The sequence below is a fragment of the Geodermatophilus sp. SYSU D00710 genome (genome assembly GCF_054050195.1).
This window is the reverse complement of sequence record NZ_JBJGYX010000038.1, coordinates 24,183-43,860: the sequence shown is the minus strand read 5'-3', so window position 1 is coordinate 43,860 and position 19,678 is coordinate 24,183. Positions and strand designations below refer to the sequence as shown.

24 protein-coding genes are annotated in these 19,678 nt (G+C 75.7%); 15 read left to right on the top strand and 9 right to left on the bottom strand.

The genetic code is table 11. The annotated features are described in order from the left end of the window. Nucleotides 1–124: 124 nt before the first annotated feature. The 3 genes from ACI78U_RS16835 to ACI78U_RS16825 are packed head-to-tail and all read left to right on the top strand — an operon-like array spanning nucleotide 125 to nucleotide 3,676. Nucleotides 125–841, top strand: coding sequence for a metal-dependent hydrolase (locus tag ACI78U_RS16835; RefSeq protein WP_456876519.1), 717 nt, complete (start codon nucleotides 125–127; stop codon nucleotides 839–841). A gap of 43 nt (nucleotides 842–884) precedes the next feature. Further along, nucleotides 885–2,225, top strand: coding sequence for an MFS transporter (locus ACI78U_RS16830; RefSeq protein ID WP_456876517.1), 1,341 nt, complete (start codon nucleotides 885–887; stop codon nucleotides 2,223–2,225). Beyond that, nucleotides 2,222–3,676, top strand: coding sequence for a pyridoxal phosphate-dependent decarboxylase family protein (locus tag ACI78U_RS16825; RefSeq protein ID WP_456876515.1), 1,455 nt, complete (start codon nucleotides 2,222–2,224; stop codon nucleotides 3,674–3,676). Before ACI78U_RS16830 ends, ACI78U_RS16825 begins: the two co-directional genes overlap by 4 nt. Here ACI78U_RS16825 and ACI78U_RS16820 read toward each other — a convergent pair. Further along, complete coding sequence (locus ACI78U_RS16820) at nucleotides 3,666–4,859, bottom strand: NAD(P)-dependent malic enzyme (RefSeq protein WP_456876513.1); 1,194 nt, start codon at nucleotides 4,857–4,859, stop codon at nucleotides 3,666–3,668. The two genes, ACI78U_RS16825 and ACI78U_RS16820, sit on opposite strands and share 11 nt — an antisense overlap. A gap of 86 nt (nucleotides 4,860–4,945) precedes the next feature. Between ACI78U_RS16820 and ACI78U_RS16815 the strand changes: the two genes are divergently transcribed. Further along, a complete protein-coding gene (locus ACI78U_RS16815) occupies nucleotides 4,946–5,551 on the top strand; it encodes a dTDP-4-dehydrorhamnose 3,5-epimerase family protein (protein WP_456876511.1) in 606 nt (201 codons plus the stop codon). Here the strand turns inward: ACI78U_RS16815 and ACI78U_RS16810 are convergent. Beyond that, nucleotides 5,548–5,916: a S26 family signal peptidase gene (locus tag ACI78U_RS16810; protein ID WP_456876509.1), complete on the bottom strand. Its 369-nt coding sequence runs from the start codon at nucleotides 5,914–5,916 to the stop codon at nucleotides 5,548–5,550. The two genes, ACI78U_RS16815 and ACI78U_RS16810, sit on opposite strands and share 4 nt — an antisense overlap. A gap of 51 nt (nucleotides 5,917–5,967) precedes the next feature. Here ACI78U_RS16810 and sodN point away from each other — a divergent pair, with 51 nt between their 5' ends. The 6 genes from sodN (at nucleotide 5,968) to ACI78U_RS16780 (ending at nucleotide 9,798) form a co-directional block, all read left to right on the top strand. Continuing rightward, entirely contained in the window at nucleotides 5,968–6,372 is a 405-nt protein-coding gene (sodN, locus tag ACI78U_RS16805; protein ID WP_456876506.1) for a superoxide dismutase, Ni, read from the top strand. Nucleotides 6,373–6,494: 122 nt separating this feature from the next. After that, complete coding sequence (locus ACI78U_RS16800; protein ID WP_456876505.1) at nucleotides 6,495–6,908, top strand: VOC family protein; 414 nt, start codon at nucleotides 6,495–6,497, stop codon at nucleotides 6,906–6,908. 67 nt (nucleotides 6,909–6,975) lie between these two features. Next, complete coding sequence (locus ACI78U_RS16795) at nucleotides 6,976–7,665, top strand: phosphatidylserine decarboxylase (RefSeq protein WP_456876504.1); 690 nt, start codon at nucleotides 6,976–6,978, stop codon at nucleotides 7,663–7,665. Between the two features lie 7 nt (nucleotides 7,666–7,672). Beyond that, on the top strand, nucleotides 7,673–8,500 hold the full coding sequence (pssA, locus tag ACI78U_RS16790) for a CDP-diacylglycerol--serine O-phosphatidyltransferase (RefSeq protein WP_456876502.1): 828 nt from the start codon (nucleotides 7,673–7,675) through the stop codon (nucleotides 8,498–8,500). Continuing rightward, complete coding sequence (locus ACI78U_RS16785) at nucleotides 8,497–8,982, top strand: N-acetyltransferase family protein (protein WP_456876500.1); 486 nt, start codon at nucleotides 8,497–8,499, stop codon at nucleotides 8,980–8,982. Before pssA ends, ACI78U_RS16785 begins: the two co-directional genes overlap by 4 nt. Before the next feature lie 33 nt (nucleotides 8,983–9,015). After that, on the top strand, nucleotides 9,016–9,798 hold the full coding sequence (locus tag ACI78U_RS16780) for an HAD-IIA family hydrolase (RefSeq protein ID WP_456876499.1): 783 nt from the start codon (nucleotides 9,016–9,018) through the stop codon (nucleotides 9,796–9,798). An 87-nt stretch (nucleotides 9,799–9,885) separates the two neighbouring features. On the opposite strand, the gene ACI78U_RS16775 is transcribed toward ACI78U_RS16780, so the two are convergent. Next, the gene (locus tag ACI78U_RS16775; RefSeq protein ID WP_456876498.1) at nucleotides 9,886–10,359 is read right to left on the bottom strand and encodes a hypothetical protein; all 474 of its coding nucleotides are present in this window, start codon (nucleotides 10,357–10,359) and stop codon (nucleotides 9,886–9,888) included. An 82-nt stretch (nucleotides 10,360–10,441) separates the two neighbouring features. Here ACI78U_RS16775 and ACI78U_RS16770 point away from each other — a divergent pair, with 82 nt between their 5' ends. Together ACI78U_RS16770 and ACI78U_RS16765 are read left to right on the top strand one after the other, a co-directional pair. Next, complete coding sequence (locus ACI78U_RS16770) at nucleotides 10,442–11,464, top strand: diacylglycerol/lipid kinase family protein (RefSeq protein WP_456876496.1); 1,023 nt, start codon at nucleotides 10,442–10,444, stop codon at nucleotides 11,462–11,464. A gap of 291 nt (nucleotides 11,465–11,755) precedes the next feature. Further along, on the top strand, nucleotides 11,756–12,004 hold the full coding sequence (locus ACI78U_RS16765; protein WP_456876495.1) for a WhiB family transcriptional regulator: 249 nt from the start codon (nucleotides 11,756–11,758) through the stop codon (nucleotides 12,002–12,004). A 129-nt stretch (nucleotides 12,005–12,133) separates the two neighbouring features. On the opposite strand, the gene ACI78U_RS16760 is transcribed toward ACI78U_RS16765, so the two are convergent. Further along, nucleotides 12,134–13,633 carry a sensor histidine kinase gene (locus ACI78U_RS16760; RefSeq protein ID WP_456876492.1) on the bottom strand — a complete coding sequence of 500 codons (1,500 nt, stop codon included), beginning with the start codon at nucleotides 13,631–13,633 and terminating at the stop codon, nucleotides 12,134–12,136. A gap of 45 nt (nucleotides 13,634–13,678) precedes the next feature. On the opposite strand from ACI78U_RS16760, the gene ACI78U_RS16755 reads away from it, so the two are divergent. After that, complete coding sequence (locus ACI78U_RS16755; protein ID WP_456876491.1) at nucleotides 13,679–14,200, top strand: GNAT family N-acetyltransferase; 522 nt, start codon at nucleotides 13,679–13,681, stop codon at nucleotides 14,198–14,200. Here ACI78U_RS16755 and ACI78U_RS16750 read toward each other — a convergent pair. Beyond that, the gene (locus tag ACI78U_RS16750) at nucleotides 14,182–15,783 is read right to left on the bottom strand and encodes a WS/DGAT/MGAT family O-acyltransferase (protein WP_456876489.1); all 1,602 of its coding nucleotides are present in this window, start codon (nucleotides 15,781–15,783) and stop codon (nucleotides 14,182–14,184) included. The two genes, ACI78U_RS16755 and ACI78U_RS16750, sit on opposite strands and share 19 nt — an antisense overlap. 176 nt (nucleotides 15,784–15,959) lie before the next feature. On the opposite strand from ACI78U_RS16750, the gene ACI78U_RS16745 reads away from it, so the two are divergent. Further along, the gene (locus ACI78U_RS16745) at nucleotides 15,960–16,754 is read left to right on the top strand and encodes a lipase family alpha/beta hydrolase (RefSeq protein WP_456876487.1); all 795 of its coding nucleotides are present in this window, start codon (nucleotides 15,960–15,962) and stop codon (nucleotides 16,752–16,754) included. A gap of 15 nt (nucleotides 16,755–16,769) precedes the next feature. Here the strand turns inward: ACI78U_RS16745 and ACI78U_RS16740 are convergent, their stop codons facing one another. Together ACI78U_RS16740 and ACI78U_RS16735 are read right to left on the bottom strand one after the other, a co-directional pair. After that, complete coding sequence (locus ACI78U_RS16740; protein ID WP_456876484.1) at nucleotides 16,770–16,994, bottom strand: biotin/lipoyl-binding carrier protein; 225 nt, start codon at nucleotides 16,992–16,994, stop codon at nucleotides 16,770–16,772. A 79-nt stretch (nucleotides 16,995–17,073) separates the two neighbouring features. Beyond that, on the bottom strand, nucleotides 17,074–18,123 hold the full coding sequence (locus tag ACI78U_RS16735; RefSeq protein WP_456876483.1) for a biotin carboxylase N-terminal domain-containing protein: 1,050 nt from the start codon (nucleotides 18,121–18,123) through the stop codon (nucleotides 17,074–17,076). A gap of 182 nt (nucleotides 18,124–18,305) precedes the next feature. Here ACI78U_RS16735 and ACI78U_RS16730 point away from each other — a divergent pair, with 182 nt between their 5' ends. Beyond that, entirely contained in the window at nucleotides 18,306–18,380 is a 75-nt protein-coding gene (locus tag ACI78U_RS16730; protein WP_014377707.1) for a 50S ribosomal protein bL37, read from the top strand. A gap of 107 nt (nucleotides 18,381–18,487) precedes the next feature. Here ACI78U_RS16730 and rsrA read toward each other — a convergent pair whose 3' ends face one another. Both rsrA and ACI78U_RS16720 read right to left on the bottom strand, forming a co-directional pair. Further along, on the bottom strand, nucleotides 18,488–18,811 hold the full coding sequence (rsrA, locus tag ACI78U_RS16725; RefSeq protein ID WP_456876481.1) for a mycothiol system anti-sigma-R factor: 324 nt from the start codon (nucleotides 18,809–18,811) through the stop codon (nucleotides 18,488–18,490). Next, nucleotides 18,808–19,524, bottom strand: coding sequence for a sigma-70 family RNA polymerase sigma factor (locus tag ACI78U_RS16720; RefSeq protein WP_456876479.1), 717 nt, complete (start codon nucleotides 19,522–19,524; stop codon nucleotides 18,808–18,810). The genes rsrA and ACI78U_RS16720 overlap by 4 nt, the downstream gene beginning before the upstream one ends. Between the last annotated feature and the right edge of the window lie 154 nt (nucleotides 19,525–19,678).

Sequence of the window (19,678 nt, the reverse complement as noted above, 5' to 3'; positions counted from 1 at the left end):
GGCGCGTCCTCCCTCACGTCCCACCGTGGGGGAGGACGCGCTGCGGTGAGGGAGGACGCCGGTCACGGTGATCGCCCCGGTGCGCCTCCGCCACCTGCGGGCCGCCGGACGGGACGCTGCGCACGTGCTCGGTCACTCCCACGCCCTGTCCGGTCTGGCCGCCGGTGCGGCGACCCTCCCCTGGGCCCCGGTCGACGGCACCGTCGCGCAGGTGGCGTGGGTGGCCGCCGCCGGCGGCTTCGCGATGCTGCCCGACCTCGACCACAGCGGGTCGACCGTCTCGGACATGTGGGGCCCCGTGACCGACGTGCCGTCGGGCGCGATCGGCCGGCTCGCCGGCGGGCACCGCTGGGGCACGCACGACGCGCTGCTGGCGCCGGTGGCCTTCGGCGCCGTCGCGCTGGCCGCCGCGAACCTGTACTGGTCCAGCCTGGTGGTCATCGCGCTGGCGATCGGGCTGGCACTGCGCGCGCTGCACTTCGTCATCCCCGGCCGGGCGGAGAACACCGTCGTCGGCAACCTGCTGCTGTCCTTCGGCGGCGCGTGGCTGCTGCTCGAGCACATGCCCCAGCCCCTGTGGCTGCCCTGGGCGGTCGCGCTGGGCGTGCTCACCCACGTCGTCGGCGACCTGATCACCAAGCAGGGCGTGCCGCTGCCGCTGGTGTGGCTGCTCAAGCGCAGGCGCGTCGCGCTCACGCCCATGCGCACGGGCACGACGCTGGAGAAGGCGGTGCTGGCGCCGGCCTTCCTGCTCGTCGCCGTGTGGTTCCTCTACGACAACACCGCCGCCCGCGACGTCGTCGACCCCTACCTGCAGGGGCTGCTCAGCCTCGGCGGCTGAGACCGCGCGGGGCCCCGCCGACCAGCCGCTACGGTCCCCCGCTGTGACCGCCGTCCCGCCCCGACTCGGCCGGGGCACCCACGTCGGCTACGCCCTGGGCTCCATCGGCACCGCGGCCTTCGGCACCGTCCCCGGCCTGCTGCTGCTCTACTACCTGACCGACGTGCTCGGGGTCGCCGCGGGGCTGGCCGGGCTGGTCGTCTTCGCACCCAAGGCCTGGGACGTGCTGCTCAACCCGTGGATCGGCAGCCGCTCGGACCGGACGAGGAGCCGCTGGGGGCCGCGCCGGCCGTGGATGCTCGCCGGCGGGCTGGCGCTGCCGCCGCTGTTCGTCCTCGTCTTCGCCGGACCGGGCGCCCCGCCGGCGCTGGCCGCCACGTGGGTCGCGGTCACCTTCCTGCTGGCCGCCACCGCCTACGGCTGCTTCCAGGTGCCCTACGTCGCCCAGCCGGCCGAGATCACCGACGACCCCGGCGAGCGCGCGACGCTCGTGTCCTGGCGGGTGGCGGCGCTGGCGCTGGGCATCCTGCTCGCCGGTGCGGGCGCCCCAGCGGTGGTCGACGCCTTCGGCGGCGGGCGCGCCGGGCACCTGGCGATGGCGGTCTTCGTGGCGGTGCTGCTCGCGGGCGGGATGCTCGGCGCGGTCGCCGGCACCCGCAACGCGCCCACGCTCACCCGCACCACCAGCGAGGGACGGCTCCGCGCGACCCTGGCGCTGACCTGGCGGTCCCGGCCGTTCCGGGTGCTGCTCACCGGCTTCGTCGTCCAGGCGCTCGGCATCGGCGTCATGCTCGCCGGCGTCCCGTACTACTCCGAGCAGGTGCTCGGAGACCCCGCGGCCGGCTCGCTGCTGTTCGGGGCGCTCGTGGGCCCGGCGATCCTGGTCATGCCGCTGTGGCTGCGGGTCAGCCGGCGGCTGGGCAAGCGCACCGGACTGCTGGCGTCCTCCGCCCTGTTCGGCTGCGCGGCGGCCGCGCTGGCGCTGGTCGGCCCCGGCAGCACGGGCCTCGCCGTCGCCCTCGTGGGGCTCGTCGGCGTCGGCTACGCCGGCATGCAGATGTTCCCGCTGGCGATGCTGCCCGACGTCGTCGCCGCCGACGAGGCCGCCTCCGGGCAGCGGCGGGCCGGCGTGTTCACCGGCGTCTGGACGGCGGCCGAGACCCTCGGCCTCGCCGTCGGCCCCGGCCTGCTCGGGCTGCTGCTCGGCGCGGCCGGGTACGTCTCCTCCGCCGGCGGGGACGCCACCCAGTCCGCCGGCGCGGTGCTGGCCGTGCGGCTCGGCTTCTCCGTCGTCCCGGCGCTGTTCGTGCTGGCCAGCCTGCCGGTGCTGGCCCGCTACCGGCTCGGCCCCGTCCCCACCCGGCCCGAGGAGGTCCCGGCGTGACGCCGCAGGAGGTGCTGGCCGAGCTCACCGCGCTGCAGGCCGGCGACGTCCCCACCCACGGGGGCTCGACGATGGCCTACGTCTACGACTCCGGGCGCGCCGGCCTCGAGGACCTCGCCGCCGTGGCCCAGGCGGCGTTCCAGTGGACCAACGCGCTCGACCCGACCGCCTTCCCCAGCGTGGCCCGCATCGAGGACGACCTGGTGGGCGCGGCGGCCGACCTGCTCGGCGGCGGCCCGGCGACCGTCGGCACGGTCACCAGCGGCGGCACGGAGAGCTGCCTGCTGGCGGTGCTGGCGGCCCGCGAGCGGTGGCGGGCGCGGGGCGGCACCGGCCGTCCGCGGCTGCTGCTGCCGGTCACCGCGCACGCGGCCTTCCGCAAGGCCGCGCACCTGTTCGACCTGGCGGTCGTCGACGTCGCCGTCGACCCGGTCACCTGCCGCGCGCTGCCCTCGGCCGTGGCCGGTGCGCTCGACGCCCGGACCGCGCTGGTCGTCGTCAGCGCGCCGTCCTACCCGCACGGGGTGCTCGACCCGGTCGGCGAGGTGGCCGCCCTGGCCGCCGCCGCGGGGGTCCCCTGCCACGTCGACGCGTGCATCGGCGGCTGGGTGCTGCCCTTCCTCGACGACGTCCCCGAGCCCTTCGACCTGTCGGTGCCCGGGGTGACCTCGCTGTCGGTGGACCTGCACAAGTACGGCTACGCGCCCAAGGGCGTCTCGGTGCTGCTCACCGCGGAGCCGGAGCTGCGCCAGGCGCACTGGTTCAGCACCGCGGGCTGGCCGGGCTACCCCGTGGTCAACCCCACCCTGGCCGGGACCCGCCCCGCGGGGCCGATGGCCGCCGCCTGGGCGGTGCACCGGTGGCTGGGCCGCGACGGGTACGCCGAGCTCGCCCGCGCCACCCGGGCGGCCACGGTCGCGCTGGCCGAGGGAACGGCGGCGGTCCCCGGGCTGCGGGTGGTCGGGACGCCGGTGGCCACGCTGGTCGCGCTCGCGCAGGACGGCCCGGACGGCGTCGACGTGCTCAACCTCGCCGACGAGGCCACCGCCCGTGGCTGGCTGCTGCAGCCCCAGCCGCCGTTCGCCCAGCCCGGCGGCGCGGACCTGCCGGCCACGCTGCACCTGACGGTCACCGGCGCCACGGCGGGACGGGTGGACGCGCTGCTCGCCGACCTCGCCGACGCCGCCCGCGCCGCCGCCGCGCTGCCCCGCCCGGTCGCCGACCCCGGGCTGGTCGCCGCCGCGGCGACGATCGACCCCGCCACGCTGACCGTCGCCGAGGTCGACGCGCTGCTCGAGCTGGCCGGCGTCGGCGGCGGGCGGCTCCCCGAGCGGATGGCACCGGTGCACGCCCTGGTGGCCGCGCTCCCCCGTCCGGTGGCCGAGCGGCTCCTGGCCGGGGTCCTCGACCTGGTCTACCGGCCGCGCCGGGAGGCACGCGCTAACGGGTGATCCGCTGGTCCCGCGCGCAGGCGGCCACGGCCTCGGCCACCGCGGGCGCCACCCGCCGGTCCAGCGGGCTGGGCACGACGTGGCCAGGGGCCAGGTCCTCCCCGACGACGTCGGCGATGGCCCCGGCCGCCGCGAGCTTCATCTCCTCGGTGATCGCGCGGGCGCCGGCGTCGATGGCACCGCGGAACACCCCGGGGAAGGCCAGCACGTTGTTGATCTGGTTGGGCAGGTCGCTGCGCCCGGTGGCCACCACCGCGGCGTACCGCGCGGCCATCTCCGGGTCGACCTCGGGCGTGGGGTTGGCCAGCGAGAACACGATCCCGCCCGGGGCCATCGACGCGATGGCCGCCTCGGGCACCGTGCCGCCGGACAGCCCCAGGTAGACGTCGGCGCCCTCGAGCGCACCGGTCATCGTGCCCGCGAAGCCGGCGCGGTTGGTGTGCTCGGCGAGCTCCCGCTTGACCGGGGTGAGGTCCTCGCGGCCGCGGTGCAGCACGCCGCGGGAGTCGGCCACCGCGATGTCCCCCACCCCCGCCTCGAGCAGGATCCGGGTGCAGGCGACCCCCGCGGCCCCGGCGCCGGCCACGACCACCCGCAGGTCAGCGAGCGCGCGGCCGGTGACCGTCGCGGCGTTGCGCAGGGCGGCCAGGACGACGATCGCCGTGCCGTGCTGGTCGTCGTGCATGACCGGGACGTCGAGCCGCTCGCGCAGCCGGTCCTCGATCTCGAAGCACCGCGGCGCGCTGATGTCCTCGAGGTTGATCCCGCCGAAGGACGGCGCGATCGCGGCCACGGTCTCCACGATCGCGTCGACGTCGGTGGTCGACAGCACGACCGGCACCGCGGACAGGCCGGCGAACTCGCTGAACAGGCAGGCCTTGCCCTCCATGACCGGCAGCGCCGCGGCCGGTCCGATGTCGCCCAGGCCGAGGACGGCGGTGCCGTCGGAGACGACGGCCACCACGCGCGGCGCCCAGGTGAAGCGGCGGGCCAGGGCCGGCTCGGCGGCGATGGCGCTGGAGACCCGGGCGACCCCGGGGGTGTAGGTGAGCGCGAGGTCCTCCCGCGAGGTGATGCCGCGGGTGGGCCGGACCGTCAGCTTGCCGCCCTCGTGGACCGCGAACGCCGGGTCGCCGGCGAATCGGTCGGCGGTCGTCCCCGGCTGACCGGTCTCTGCGCCCATGGACCCAGCAGGGTAGTGCCGTGCGCTCCCCCGCCCCACCCCGTGGGGCGAGGCCGCGGGCCCGCCGCCTCGCTACCGTGCCGCCCGTGGAGATCCGAGAGCTCGCGGTGCCGGACAGCTACGTCCTCGACCTGGTGCCGCACGGCGACGACCGCGGCCGGTTCACCGAGTGGTACCGCGCCGACGTCCTCGCCTCGGCCACCGGGCGGTCGCTGCCGCTGGCGCAGGCCAACCACAGCGTGTCCGCCCTCGGCGTGCTCCGCGGCGTGCACTTCGCGCTGGTCCCGCCCGGGCAGGCGAAGTACGTCTACTGCCCGGCCGGGCGGGTCCTCGACGTCGTCGTCGACATCCGGGTCGGGTCGCCGACCTTCGGCGTCTCCGACGCGGTGCTGCTCGAGTCCGACCGCCCCCGCGCGGTGTTCCTCGCCGAGGGGCTGGGGCACGCGTTCGTCGCCCTCGAGGACGGGTCGTCGGTGACCTACCTGGTGTCCTCGGGCTACAGCCCCGGCCGCGAGTTCGGCATCTCCCCGTTCGACCCCGACCTCGACCTGCCGTGGCCGGCCGGCGTGGAGTACCGGCTGTCGGACAAGGACCGGGCCGCGCCCACCCTCGCCCAGGCCCGGGAGCAGGGGATCCTGCCGACGATGGAGCAGTGCACGGCCCACTACGACCGGCAGCGCGCGGGCTCCTAGCCCGACGGCGGGGGTTGCGCGAGCCGGCCGGGCCGCGGCCGCAGCCGGGCGACCACGCGGCCGACGGCGACCGCCGGCCCGTAGGCGCGGCTGTCGTCGGCGACCAGCGGGTTGTCGCCGCGGACGTCGACGGCGCCGTCGCCGAGCAGCCGGTGCACCCGCTTGACCACCAGCAGGTCGGGCCGGGACGGGAAGCGGGCCAGGACGACGTCGCCGACCGCCACCTCCCCTCGCCGCGCCCGCCGCACCAGCAGCCGGTCGCCGTGCCGCACCGTCGGGGACATCGACGGGCCGCTCACCCGCGCCAGCACCCACGCCGACCGCAGCGGCGGGACGGCCCGCTCACCGGGACGGGGACTGATCACCGCGAGTAGGGTCCCAGACGACCCGATCGATCGACATACGGAGGAGAGGGCATGCTGTTCAGCCGCGTGTTCTCCGCCGTGGAGGCCAGCGCGCACTGCGACCTCCCGTGCGGCGTGTACGACCCTGCCCAGGCCCGCATCGAGGCGGAGTCGGTGAAGGCCATCCAGGAGAAGTACCAGGGCAGCGAGGACGAGGTCTTCCGGCAGCGCTGCGTGCTCATCAAGGAGCAGCGCTCCGACCTGGTGAAGCACCACCTGTGGGTGCTGTGGACCGACTACTTCAAGCCGCCGCACTTCGAGAAGTACCCGCAGCTGCACGAGCTGTTCAACAAGGCCACCAAGCAGGCCGGCGCGGCCGGCGGCAAGGGCAGCATGGACCCCGCCGAGGGCCAGAAGCTGCTCGACTACATCGCCGAGATCGACCGGATCTTCTGGGAGACCAAGGCCGCCGCATAGCGGAACGACCCCGACGGCCGGTGGGCTCCTCGCCCGCCGGCCGTCGGCGTCCCCGGGCACCGGTGAGATCCGGGGACGGCGCCGGTCACAGCCTGCGACACCCCGACCCGAGGAGACCCGCGATGGCCGTCCGGCTCAACCCCTACCTGCACTTCTCCGGCAACGCCCGCGAGGCGATGGACTTCTACCGCTCGATCCTCGGCGGCCACCTCGAGGTCATGACGTTCGGTGACATGGGCGGGGGCGGGGGCCAGTACCCCGACGACGGCGTCATGCACGCCTTCCTGCGCACCGACCACGGGCTCGAGCTCATGGCCTCCGACGGGCACGACCCCGACGCCGGTGGGCCGGACAAGGTGTCGCTCTCGCTGTCCGGCGACGACCTCGAGGTGCTCACCCGCTGGTTCGAGGCGCTGGCCGACGGCGGCGCGGTCGACGTCCCGCTGGAGAAGCAGATGTGGGGCGACACGTTCGGCCAGGTGACCGACCGGTTCGGCATCCGCTGGCTCGTGAACGTCGCGACGCCCGGCGTGTGAGGCGACCCGCCGGGAGCCCCGGCGGGGCGGCGGGGTCCCCGGCGGGCCCCGGTACCGTCAGCCCTCGATGCGCATCGACCGGGCCGGGTGGCCCTTCATCACCGGACCCCTCGGCCCGGCCGCCGTGCTGGCCGCCGCGGGCGCGCGGACGGGTCGCCGCTGGGCGCGCGTCGCGGCCTGGCCGTTCCTGGCGCTGTCGGCCTACATGGCCCTGTTCTTCCGCGACCCCGACCGCCCCTGCGACCGCGAGGAGCCCCCGGCCGACGTCGTCCTGTCCCCGGCCGACGGCATGGTGATGGTCGCCGGCGAGCCGCAGGAGGGCGTCGCCCCCGAGCCCGCCCCGCCGGGTGGCTGGCAGCAGGTCAGCGTGTTCCTCTCCGTCGTCGACGTGCACGTCAACCGCTCCCCCTACCGCGGCGAGGTCGTGCAGAGCTCCTACCGCAAGGGCAGCTTCCTGGCCGCCTACCGGGCCGAGTCCGCGCACCGCAACGAGCGCAGTGAGCTGTGGCTGCGCGAGGACCACCCGGAGGGCGAGCGGACCGTCGTCTTCCGCCAGCTGGTCGGGGTGCTGGCGCGCCGCATCGTCACGCGCACCGGCGTCGGCCGGCGGCTGGCCACCGGGGAGCGGTTCGGCCTCATGAAGTTCGGCTCGCGGATGGACGTCTTCCTGCCCGCGGAGTGCACGATCACCGTGCGGAAGGGCCAGCGCGTGCGGGGCGGCGACACCGTCATCGCCCGCTGGCCCGTCGCCGGCTGAGGGCCCGGTGCCCAGCTCGGCCTCGGGCGAGGGGCGGCCCACGACCCGCCGCACGGCGACCGTGGAGTTCGTCCGCGGCTCGGTCCGCGGCAGCCGCCGCCGCGCCATGGCGACCCTGCCCAGCCTGTTCACGCTGGCCAACATGATGTGCGGCTTCGCCGCGATCCTGCTGTCGATCCGCGGGCAGTACACCCTCGCCGCCGTCCTCATCGGCCTGTCGGTGCTCTTCGACATCGCCGACGGCGCGGTCGCCCGCCTGGTCGGCGCGGTGAGCTCCTTCGGCCTGCAGTTCGACTCGCTGGCCGACCTGGTCTCCTTCGGCCTGGCCCCGGCCCTGCTCGCGTTCACCCTGTTCTCCGAGGGCCGGGACGAGTGGGACCCGCTGGGCTGGGTGGTCTGCTTCCTGTGGGTGGCGTGCGCGGCGATCCGGCTGGCCCGCTTCAACACCACCATCGACCCCACCGCGGACAAGCGGTACTTCACGGGCATGCCCAGCCCGGGCGCGGCCGGCGTCGTCCTGGCGTCGGTGTTCGCCTTCGGCGACCAGATGCAGGGCCGCGACCGGCTCTGGGTGCTCCTCATCGTCGCCGTCCCCGCGCTGCTCATGGTCAGCACCGTCCGGTTCCGCTCCTTCAGGTCGCTGGTCAGCCCCCGCAGCGGGCGCCCGTACGGACTGGTCCTCGCCGCCGTCGCCCTGGTCGTCGGGTTCGCCACCGTCCCGGTCGTCACCGGCTGCGTGCTCGCCTACGGGTACCTGCTCGCGCCGGTCCTGGTGCCGCTGCTCTCCCCCCTCGGCCGGCTGGTGCCGGCCCGCGTCCGGGAGGTCCTCACGTGACGATCCGCCGCGTCGAGCCCGCGGACGTCCCGGCCGTCGTGGGCCTGGTGCGCGAGCTGGCCGAGTACGAGGAGTCCGCGCACGAGGTCCGGCTCACCGAGGAGCAGCTGCACGCCGCGCTGTTCGGGGAGTCGCCCGCGCTGTTCGGGCACGTCGCGCTCGGTCCCGACGGCGAGGTCGCCGGGATGGCGCTGTGGTTCCTGAACTTCTCCACCTGGCGCGGCACCCACGGCCTCTACCTGGAGGACCTCTACGTCCGGCCGCAGCACCGCGGAACGGGTCTGGGCCGGGAACTGCTGCGGACGCTCGCGGCCACCTGCGTCGAGCGCGGCTACAGCCGGCTGGAGTGGTCGGTGCTCGACTGGAACACCCCGTCGATCGACTTCTACCGGGCCGCCGGCGCGCTCCCGCTGGACGGGTGGACGGTGTTCCGGCTGACCGACGACGCGCTCGCCGACTTCGCCGCCGACCGACGCGACTGACCGGGTCGTCACGGCGTGAGGCAGGCTGGAGGCGTGGGAACCGAGCGTGGCACGCCCGAGTGCTGGCTGACCGACATGGACGGCGTCCTGGTGCACGAGGGACAGGCCCTGCCGGGGGCCGCGGACTTCCTCGCCCGGCTGGTCGACGCGGAACGGCGTTTCCTCGTCCTGACCAACAACTCGATCTTCACCCCGCGTGACCTCGCCGCCCGGCTGGCGCGCTCGGGCCTGCACGTGCCCGAGGAGTCGATCTGGACCTCGGCGCTGGCGACGGCGGACTTCCTGTCCTCCCAGCTGCCCGGCGGCTCGGCGTACGTGATCGGCGAGGCGGGGTTGACGACGGCGCTGTACGAGGCCGGCTACACCCTGACCGACACCGATCCCGACTACGTCGTCCTGGGTGAGACGCGCACCTACTCCTTCGAGGCCATCACCCGGGCGATCCGGCTGATCGGCGCCGGGTCGCGGTTCATCGCCACCAACCCCGACGTGACCGGCCCCTCCCCCGAGGGCCCGCTGCCGGCCACCGGCTCGGTGGCCGCGATGATCACCGAGGCCACCGGCGCCAAGCCCTACTTCGTGGGCAAGCCCAACCCGATGATGTTCCGCAGCGCCATGAACCGGATCGAGGCCCACTCCGAGAGCACGGTCATGATCGGCGACCGCATGGACACCGACGTCGTCGCCGGCATCGAGGCGGGCCTGGAGACGATCCTGGTGCTCACCGGGTCGACCACGGCCGCCGACGTCGCCCGCTTCCCGTTCCGCCCCAGCCGGGTGCTCGACTCGATCGCCGACGTCGTCGACCTGGTGTGAGAAGGACCCCGTCCTCCCCACCCCTCGCACGCTCGGGGCGGGCCCCGGGACGGGGCCGCAGGCACCGCCGGGAGGGAGCGGATCCTCTCAGCGGTCGAGGAACGCCAGCCGCGCCTCGGGGGTGAACAGCAGGTACAGCTCGGCCAGGGCCAGGACGATGAGCGGGATGCCCAGCAGCGGCTGGCCGCCGGGGAACGCGGTGCTGTAGCCGAACAGGCCCAGCAGCAGCTGCAGCACGACGACCGGCCCGCGGGCCCAGCCCGCGAGCCGGCGCAGCCCGGCCGCGGCCGCGGCGAGCGCGACCCCGAAGATCGCGACGTAGACGACCTCGGCCAGCGCCCGGCCGACGCTGTCGGGCTCGCCGGTGAGGGTCAGCCAGAGCAGGGCCAGCGCCCCGGCCAGCAGCAGCCCGGCCTCGACGGCGGCCACGAGCGCCGCCCGGACCACCGACGGCGGCGCCGCGGGACCCGGCCGGCGCGGCGGGCGGGCCGAGGGCTGCGCGGCGGCACCGAGGAGCCGCTCGGCCCTGGTCGGGCGGCGTGTCGCGTCCTCCTCCGTCACACCAGCGAGGCTACGCGTCAGCCGCCACGGCAGTCCCCGTCCGTGCCGGTTGGACGGTCCCCGTGCTGGTTAGCTCACCGGCATGCGTGCCCTCGTGGTGGCCAACCCCGCGGCGACGACCACGACCGGCCGGGTGCGCGACGTGCTCGTGGGCGCGCTGGCCAGCGAGCTCAAGGTCGACCTCGCCGAGACCACGCACCGCGGCCACGGCCGCGAGCTGGGCCGGCAGGCGCTGGCCGACGGGTTCGACGTCGTCGTCGCGCTCGGGGGCGACGGCACGGTCAACGAGGTGGTCAACGGCCTGCTCACCGACGGGCCGGGCGCGCACGTGCCCACCCTCGCCGTCGTCCCGGGCGGCTCCACCAACGTCTTCTCCCGCGCGCTGGGCCGCTCCCGCGACCCGGTCGAGGCCACCGGCGAGATCCTCGACTCGCTGCGGTCGGGGCGGACGCGGCGGGTGTCCCTCGGCACCGCCAGCGCCACCGGGACCAGCACGGTCCCGGCCCGCGGCGTCGACCCGGCGACCGCGGTGGCGGCGGCCGAGGCGGGTGCGGCGGTCCACTCCGGGTGGAGCGAGCCGCGCTGGTTCGTCTTCGCCGCGGGCATGGGCTTCGACGCCGACGTCATCGCGCGGGTGGAGCGGCAGCGCGCCCGCGGCCGCCGCTCCACCGGCGCGCTCTACGTCCGCGAGGCCACCCGCGCCTTCGTGCTCGGCCGGGAGCGCCGGCGCCCGGCCATGACGCTGGCCCTGCCCGACGAGCCCGACCTCGACGGGCTGTTCCTGTGCCTGGTGTCCAACGTGAGCCCCTGGACCTACCTGGGGTCGCGTCCGGTCAACCCCAGTCCCGAGGCCTCCTTCGACGCCGGCCTCGACGTGTTCGCGATGGGCCGGATGGGCGTGCTGCGGATGCTGCACCACGCGCGGCAGGTGCTCGCCCGCCGTCCCGACGCCCGCGGCCGCGGGGTGCACCGCCGGCACGACCTCGACGACGTCGTCCTGACCGCCGCACGGCCGCAGGGCTGGCAGCTCGACGGCGACCACCTCGGCACCGCCACCGGGCTGCGGGTGCGCTCGGTGCCCGCGGCGCTGTCCGTCGTCGCCTGAAGGACCCTCAGGCACGCCCGGGGTGCGGTGTCAACGACCACCGCACCGCCGAGTGGCGGCCCTAGCACGCGCGTGGTGAGGTTGCTCACGCGGGGTCAGACCACGACCGCCGCGCGCTTGACACGCCGTCCTCAGGTGAAAACATCGCGAGAGGAACGCAACCTGCCGGTAACAAGCGGCAGGCGGTCGCTGGAACGGGGCGCTGGGCAACCGGTGTCGCGCCCGCGCAGGCGGCCCGACGTCAGCGATCAGCAAGCCCAGAACGTCGTCGACACCGAGGAGTGCACGCACATGGACTGGCGCCACCGCGCCCTATGCCGGGACGAGGACCCGGAGCTGTTCTTCCCCATCGGGACGACCGGCCCCGCCCTCGTGCAAGTCGAGCAGGCGAAGGCCGTGTGCCGTCGTTGCTCCGTCATGGAGTCCTGCCTCGACTGGGCCCTGCGGTCCGGCCAGGACTCGGGCGTCTGGGGCGGGCTCTCCGAGGACGAGCGGCGCGCTCTCAAGCGCCGCCAGTCCCGCACCCGCGTCCGCGCCTGATCGATCCCGCCAGACGCGCCGACGAGGCCGGTCACCCGCTCCGGGTGACCGGCCTCGTCGCTGTCACACGGTCGACCTACCGGACGACACCGCGGCCACGTGCCCCGAAGGACCTCGGAGCCCATCCGCCTACCGCCGCGGCCGGCCCGCGCCGGGGAGCTCCAGCACGACCTCCGTGCCCGGCCGGCCGGGCCCCGGCGGCTCCGCCGGGGTGGTGGCGTGCAGCGCCCCCCCGAGCTCGCTGGTGACCAGCGTCCGCACGATCTGCAGCCCGAGCCCGTCGCTCTGCGCCGGGTCGAAGTCCTCGGGCAGCCCCTGACCGTCGTCACGGACCCGGACCACCAGGTCGTCGCCGTCCCGCTCGGCCACCAGCTCGATCGCGCCGGGCGGCCCGTCGGCCGGGAAGGCGTGTTCGGCGGCGTTCTGCAGCAGCTCGGTGACCGCCATGACCAGCGGGGTCGCGGTCACCGCCGGCAGCTCCCCGAAGCGCCCGACGCGGCGGGTGCACGCCGCCGGCCCGATGGAGGTCAGGTCGCCGAGCATCGGCAGCACCTGGTCGAAGACGTCGTCGACGTCGACGACGTCCTCCCGGCTGCCGGCCAGCGTCTCGTGGACGACGGCGATCGAGGCCACCCGCCGCACCGACTCCTCCAGCGCCGCCCGCGCGGCCGGCTCGGTCATGCGCCGGGCCTGCAGCCGCAGCAGCGCGGCGACGGTCTGCAGGTTGTTCTTCACCCGGTGGTGGATCTCGCGGATCGTCGCGTCCTTGGTCAGCAGCGCCCGGTCGCGGCTGCGCAGGTCGGTGACGTCGCGGACCAGCACCAGCGCGCCCTCCTCGACACCCGGCGCCTGCAGCGGCAGGGCGCGCAGCAGCATCGTCGCGCTGCGGCCCTCGACGTCGGTGGGGTCGGGGAACCGCCCGGCCACCGCGGCGGCGACCGTCGCCGCGACCGCCTCGCCCGCCACCCGGTCGGCCGACGCCGCCCGGGTGACCTTCGCCAGGTCCGCGCCGACCAGGTCGCCGACCACCCCGAGCCGCCGGTAGGCCGACAGCGCGTTGGGGCTGGCGTAGACAGCGCGGCCGGCGGCGTCCAGGCGCACCAGCCCGTCCCCGACGCGCGGGCTCATCTCGGCGTCGAGCAGCTTCTCCGGCGGAAACGTGCCGGCCGACACCATGAGGCAGAGGTCGGCGGCGATGTCGAGGTAGGTCAGCTCCAGCGTCGACGGCGACCGGGTGACGGCCAGGTTGGTGTCCTTGGCCAGCACCGCGACGACGACGCCGTCGTGCCGTACCGGGATGACCTCGCGGCGGCGCGGCGCGCCGCCCGACCAGTCCGGATCGCCCTCGGTCACCGGCCGGCCCTCCCGGTGCGCCAGCCGGAAGGGGTCGGCGTCGGGCCCGTCGACCTCGCTGCCGACCAGGTCCTCGGGCCGGCTGGTGGGCGCGGTCAGCGGGCGCACCTGGGCGACGCACCACCAGGCGTCGGTGCGCAGCGGCACCCACAGCGTCAGGTCGGCGAAGGCCAGGTCGGCCAGCAGCTGCCAGTCGGCCACCAGCCGACGGGCGTGGTCGACCTGCGAGGGGGCGGTCGCCGACCCGCGGTGGAGGCGCTCGGAGAGGGTGCTCATGGTGCCCCCGAGCGTAGGAGCGCCCCGCGCCTAGGCTGGCGCCCCGTGGCCCTGCCCTCCCCCGACCTGCCCTCGCCCGACCTGCCGCCGGTGCGCGTCGAGGACGCCGTCCCCGCCGACTGGCCGCGGATCGCCGAGCTGACCGTCGCCGTCTACCGCGACGAGCGGCTGGCCTCCGCCGAGTACCTGGGCCAGCTGGCCGACGTCGAGGGCCGTGCCGCGCGGTCGCGGCTGGTCGTGGCGCGCGACGGCGCCCGGGTCGTCGGCGCCGTGGCGCTCGTGCTCGACGGCGACTTCGGCGAGGTCACCGCCTCTGACGACGAGGCCGCCTTCCGGATGCTCGTCGTCGACCCCGCGGTGCGCGGGCGGGGCGTGGGCGAGGCGCTGGTGCGGGAGTGCCTGGACCGGGCCCGCGCGGCCGGCAAGCGGCGGATGGTGCTGTCCACCGACCCGCGGATGACCGCCGCGCACCGCCTCTACGCCCGGCTCGGCTTCACCCGCCTGCCCGAGCGGGACTGGAGCCCCCGCCCGGGCATCGACCTGCTGGTCTACGCGCTGGAGCTCTGACCGCCGGCGTCGGTCGCCCGCCGGCGACCGGTGCCCCGGGACCGGGACGGACGACGGGGCGCGGGCTCCTGGGGCGCGGGCTCCGCCGGCTCGGCCTCCCGCGCCGGGACGCCGGCCGCCGCGGCGAGGGTGTCGAGCTCGTCGAGGATGTCGCGCAGCAGCACGTCGACGTCCGGCAGCAGCTCGGCGCACGAGACCAGCCCCCAGTCGAGGCGGTCGAGGTAGCTCTGCACCGTGATGTTGAGGCCCTGTCCCTCGACGATCGTCGACACCGGGAAGTAGTGCTCGAGCCGCGCGCCCGCGGCGTACAGCGGCGTCCGCGGACCGGGCACGTTGGAGATCACCAGGTTGCCCGGCGTCAGCCGCGACCCCAGGCGCAGCCGCGCGCTCAGCCGCATGGCGCGGGCGAAGACGGCCGGGGGCGGGAACTCGGCGAAGTCGGTGAGCCGCTCGGCCGGCAGCGCCGAGAACAGCTCCTTGCTGCTGGTCATCGCCTCGTGCACACGCCGGACCCGCCGGATCGGGTCGGGCTCGTCGGTCGGCAGCACGGCCGAGAGCATCGACACCCGGTTGGTCCAGCGCTCGGTCTCCTCGCCGGTGCGCACCGAGACGGGCACCAGCGCCACGAGCGGCTCCGCGGGCAGCGCGCCCCGCCGGTCGAGGAAGGTCCGCAGGCCGCCGGCGCAGGCGGCCATCACGACGTCGTTGACGGTCGCGCCCAGCGCCGACTTCACCTGCTTGACCACGTCGAGCGACGTCGACCGGATGGCGAGCTTGCGGTGCGGGGTGATCGGCCCGTTGAACGGCGTGCGCGGCGGCCGGACGCTGGGCAGCGGCGGGGGCTGGTCGGGCTCCTCGGGGAGGGAGCGGCCGAGGTTGAGCACCGTGCCGAGCGGCCCGCGCAGGCTCCGGCGGACGTCGTTGGCGGCCCGGACCAGCACGGGGTTGCGCGTCGCCCGGCCGACCTCGCGGGCGGTCCGGGCGGCGAGCAGCACCCCGCGCGCCGGCTTGCGGGCCAGGCCGAGCGCGCCCCGCGCGAGCATCTCCAGGTCGCCGGGTGGCCGCTCGGGCGTCCACGGGTCGGCCTCGGGCGGCACGGTGCCCTCCGGGGTGTCGTCGAGCATCAGCGTCATGAGCTCGACGCCGGAGGCCCCGTCGATGGTGGCGTGGTGGACGATCGTGAGGATCGCGAAGCGGTCGTCGGGCAGGCCCTCGATCACGTACGACAGCCACAACGGCTTGCGCCGGTCCAGCGGCCGGGAGACCAGCCGGCCGACCAGCGCCGCGAGCTGGTCGTCGGTGCCCGGCGGCGGGACGGCGGTGTGCCGGACGTGGAAGTCCAGGTCGAAGGCGGCGTCGGCCACCCAGTACGGGTGGTCCAGGCCCAGCGGCACCTCGGCCAGCCGCCGGCGCAGCGGCTCGAGCAGGGGCAGCCGCTGCTGCAGCTGCGCCCGCCACGCGTCGTAGGGCCGGTAGCCGGGGTCGTCGGGCCGGGTGTAGATCGACACGCTCGAGACGTGGCCGAACTGCGCGGACGTCTCGAGGTGCAGGAACGTCGCGTCCAGCCCCGACAACTGCTTCATGGCCCCTGCCCTCCCGAGTCGGCGGGACCCGCGACACGCATCCCAGCCGGACGGCTCCCCGTGGTGTGGGGAAGTGTGTCAGCCCTCACACTGCTCCTGCAGGCGGGTGGTTGCCCGCGCAGTACGCGACGGGGTCCGCACCGTGCCCGGTCGCCCAGGGGAGACGAGGACAGGCCATGCGTGCGACAGCGCCGTTGCACCGGACACCCGCCGGGGAGGCTCCCCCGTGGATCGGGGCGTCGCCGGTCGCCGCGCTGCTCGCCGTCCAGCGGCCGTGGCGCGAGGCGGCGGCGCTGCTGCGCTCCCCCGTGTGGCGCGGCCGCGGCGTCCCGGACGGCGGCGGCCTGCCGGTCCTGCTGGTCCCCGGCTTCCTCGCCGGCGACCCGTCTCTGTCGCTCCTGGAGAGCTGGCTGCGGGCCCGCGGTTACCGGACGTGCACCTCGCAGATCCGGGTCAACGTCGACTGCACCCGCAAGGCGGTCGAGCGCCTCGAGCGCCGCCTGCTCGAGCTCACCGACCGGGCCGGTCGACCCGCGGCGATCGTGGGCCAGAGCCGCGGCGGGCTGTTCGCCAAGCTCATGGCGGTGCGCCGGCCCGACCGGGTGAGCGGGATCGTCACCCTGGGCAGCCCGAACGTCGACCACATGGCGATCAACCCGCTGGTCGCCGCCCAGGTGCGGCTGGTCGCCGCCCTCGGCACCGCCGGGGTGCCGGGCATGTTCGTCGACGACTGCCTGCGGGGGGCGTGTGCCGACGAGCTCGCCGTGGAGCTGGAGCGGCCGTTCCCGACGCAGGTGCCCTACGTCTCGGTCTACTCGCACAGCGACTGGGTGGTCGACTGGCACGCGTGCGTCGACCCGGCCGCCGAGAACGTCCACGTCGACTCCAGCCACGTCGGCATGAGCGTCCACCCCGAGGTCTACGAACTCCTCGGTCGGCGGCTGCCCGGCCTGGCCCGACGGACGCCCTGAGCCGTCCGGCGCCGCTCAGGCGTCGGCGACGGTGGCGATCAGGTCGCCCTCCTGGAGCACCTCGCCCTCGACGACGTGCAGCTCCTGCACGACACCGGCGCGCTCGGTGAGGACCGGGATCTCCATCTTCATCGACTCGAGGACCACCAGCGTGTCCCCGGCGCCGACCTCGGCCCCGGGGGCGACGAGGACCTTCCAGACGCTGGACACCATCTCGGCGTGGATCTCCTCGACCACCACGCAGCACCCCTCTCGAGCCGGATGACCCATCCAAGCAGGCCGACCGCTGCCGGGCAGGGCACGCCGGGGAACGGCTGGGTTAGGCACCGGGCTCGGGGGCGCCGGCGGCCAGCTGCTGGAGCACCGCACACACCTCCGGGCCGTCGTGCGGGACGCCGGTCTCGGGCAGGTCGGTCAGCGCCGCCGCGGCGGCGCGGGCGGCGGTGGCGGTGTCGGGCGCGCCGGCGCTGACGGTGGCCAGCAGGGCGTCGTACCAGGGGTCGAGCCGGTCGCCGGGGTCGTAGCCGCTGACCGCGACCACCTCGGTGCGGCCGGTGGTGCCGCGCAGCCGGCCGGCGCTGGGCAGCAGACCGGTGACCCGTCCCGCCTGCCCGGGCGCCAGCGTCGAGCGCAGCTGCACCGCGACGGCGGCCCGCGGCGGGTGCTCCTCGCGGGTGCGGCGGCGGGGGCCGCGCTCGCCGGCGGCCGCGGCCAGCGCGAGGTCGACGGCGTCGACGCCGTACGCCCGCTCGAGCACCGCCATGTCGAGGGAGAAGCCGGCGGCGACCTCACCGAGCTCGCCGTCCTCGTCGACGCCGACGGTGACCAGTCCGCGCCAGCCGACCTCGGCCAGCCGCTTGGCGCCGACGGGCATCTCGCCGGGCGGCTCCGGCGTCCAGGAGACGCGGGCGATGCCGGCCGCCCGGTCGCGCGCGACCGTCGTCGGGTAGCGCAGGCCCTCGTCGGTGACCAACGCCAGCAGGCCGTGCTCGCTGGCCGGCTCGACGCCGTCGCCGCCGAGCCGCTCGAGCACCTCGGCCGGTGGCCCGACCCAGGTCAGGCCGGCCGCGGCCACCTCGGCGGCGAGCGCGGCGTTGCCCGCCAGTGCCGGGGGGACGGCGAGGACGGCACGGGCGCCGCTGCGGCGGGCGGCCTCGACGATCCGGTCGACGGCGAGGTAGGACTCCGCCGCGGGCGCCGGCCCGAGCAGGACGGCGTCGTCGGCCAGGCGGACGTGCCGCGCCGACCGCTCGGCCTCGGAGTAGACGGCGACCGCCTTGACGCCGAGCCGCGAGCAGGCGGCGATCACCGCGCACGCAGCCGGCCCCCGCCCCGCCACGAGCACGCTCTCGATCCCGTGCTGGGCCACGCTCCCGGTCCTCCCCGTCCCACCGCGCCGGGTCACCGTCGTCCCGGCCTGCCCATGGTGCCTGGCGCCTGTGACACCCGCGCCACCGGCCAGGGGGCCCTCCCCCGTCTGTGGGACCCTGGGGCGGACCGGTGGGCGTCGGACGACGCCCGGCACGCGACGACGAGGAGAGGAGGGCAGCGATGTCCAAGCGCGGACGCAAGCGTCGCTCCCGCAAGGGGAACAAGGCCAACCACGGCAAGCGCCCCAACGCCTGAACCCACGAGGCCCCGCTCCGGAGATCCGGAGCGGGGCCTCGTGTGTGGCCCTCCTGCAGGGGCCCGCCGCGAGCGTGCGAGCGGTGGGGGGCAGGAGGGTCCTTCGTCTACTCGGACCAGTCGGTGCGGACCACCTCGGTGCGCACCTGCTCGACGCTCACGTGCGTGCCGTCCTCCTCGAAGGAGACGGTGGTGAGCTGCAGCTTGATCCGGTCGCGCAGGCCCAGCGGCGGCTTGTCCCCGCCGCAGCGGCGGCGCACCAGCGCCTTGAACTCCTGCTCGATGCCGAACTGCCGCAGGCACGACGAGCAGTCCTCGAGGTGCTCGGCGATGACGGCGCGGCGGGCGTCGTCGGTCTCGTGGTCGAGGAACTCGAAGACGTGCGACAGGACGTCGTCGCACGAGGACGCGTGCTGGTGCTCAGCACTCACGACCGCCCCTCCTCACCGGCGCCGGCGCGGACGAAGCCGCGCTCCCGGGCGTAGTCGGCCAGCAGCTTCTGCAGGCCCCGCCGGCCGCGGTGCAGCCGGGACATCACCGTGCCGATGGGCGTGCCCATGATCTCGGCGATCTCCTTGTAGGCGAAGCCCTCGACGTCGGCGAGGTAGACCGCCAGGCGGAAGTCCTCGGGCAGCTGCTGCAGGGCCTCCTTGATGTCGGAGTCCGGCAGGTGGTCCAGCGCCTCGATCTCCGCCGAGCGCAGCCCGCTGGAGCTGTGCTCCTCCGCCGCGTAGAGCTGCCAGTCCTGCACCTGGTCGGTGGGGTACTGCTGCGGCTGCCGTTGCTTCTTGCGGTAGCTGTTGATGTAGGTGTTGGTCAGGATCCGGTACAGCCAGGCCTTGAGGTTGGTCCCCTCGGCGAACTGGTGGAACGCGGAGTAGGCCTTGACGAAGGTCTCCTGGACCAGGTCCTCGGCGTCGGCGGGGTTGCGGGTCATCCGCAGCGCCGCCGGGTAGAGCTGGTCGAGGAAGGGCAGCGCGTCGCGCTCGAAGCGCGCGTCGCGCTCGGCGCGGGTCTCGGCGACCTCGGTACGGCTGCCGCCCTCGCGCGCCTCGGGCACCTCCACCGGCGCCCCGACCACCGGCTCGCGCGGGGTCCCGACCGGCTCGACGGCGGGGTTCCCGCCCGGGGTCTCCTCAGGCACCGACCGTCCTCTCTGCGGCACCCGGAGGCGGGTCACCACGTCGGTCGATCCTAGTCGCGCGGCGTCGGGCCGGCCCGGGGGCCGCCGGCGCGGGGCCCGCGTGCGGGCGTTGGAGACGGTGCTGCTCACGGTCCCTGCAACGGTGCCCCCGGTC

What these genes read in the sequence shown, in the direction of transcription:
- ACI78U_RS16820 (WP_456876513.1), bottom strand. Translation starts at nt 4,859, where the DNA reads ATGGGCGCAGAGACCGGTCAGCCGGGGACGACCGCCGACCGATTCGCC.
- sodN (WP_456876506.1), top strand. Translation starts at nt 5,968, where the DNA reads ATGCTGTTCAGCCGCGTGTTCTCCGCCGTGGAGGCCAGCGCGCACTGC.
- ACI78U_RS16800 (WP_456876505.1), top strand. Translation starts at nt 6,495, where the DNA reads ATGGCCGTCCGGCTCAACCCCTACCTGCACTTCTCCGGCAACGCCCGC.
- ACI78U_RS16795 (WP_456876504.1), top strand. Translation starts at nt 6,976, where the DNA reads ATGCGCATCGACCGGGCCGGGTGGCCCTTCATCACCGGACCCCTCGGC.
- ACI78U_RS16770 (WP_456876496.1), top strand. Translation starts at nt 10,442, where the DNA reads ATGCGTGCCCTCGTGGTGGCCAACCCCGCGGCGACGACCACGACCGGC.
- ACI78U_RS16765 (WP_456876495.1), top strand. Translation starts at nt 11,756, where the DNA reads ATGGACTGGCGCCACCGCGCCCTATGCCGGGACGAGGACCCGGAGCTG.
- ACI78U_RS16760 (WP_456876492.1), bottom strand. Translation starts at nt 13,633, where the DNA reads ATGAGCACCCTCTCCGAGCGCCTCCACCGCGGGTCGGCGACCGCCCCC.
- ACI78U_RS16750 (WP_456876489.1), bottom strand. Translation starts at nt 15,783, where the DNA reads ATGAAGCAGTTGTCGGGGCTGGACGCGACGTTCCTGCACCTCGAGACG.
- ACI78U_RS16745 (WP_456876487.1), top strand. Translation starts at nt 15,960, where the DNA reads ATGCGTGCGACAGCGCCGTTGCACCGGACACCCGCCGGGGAGGCTCCC.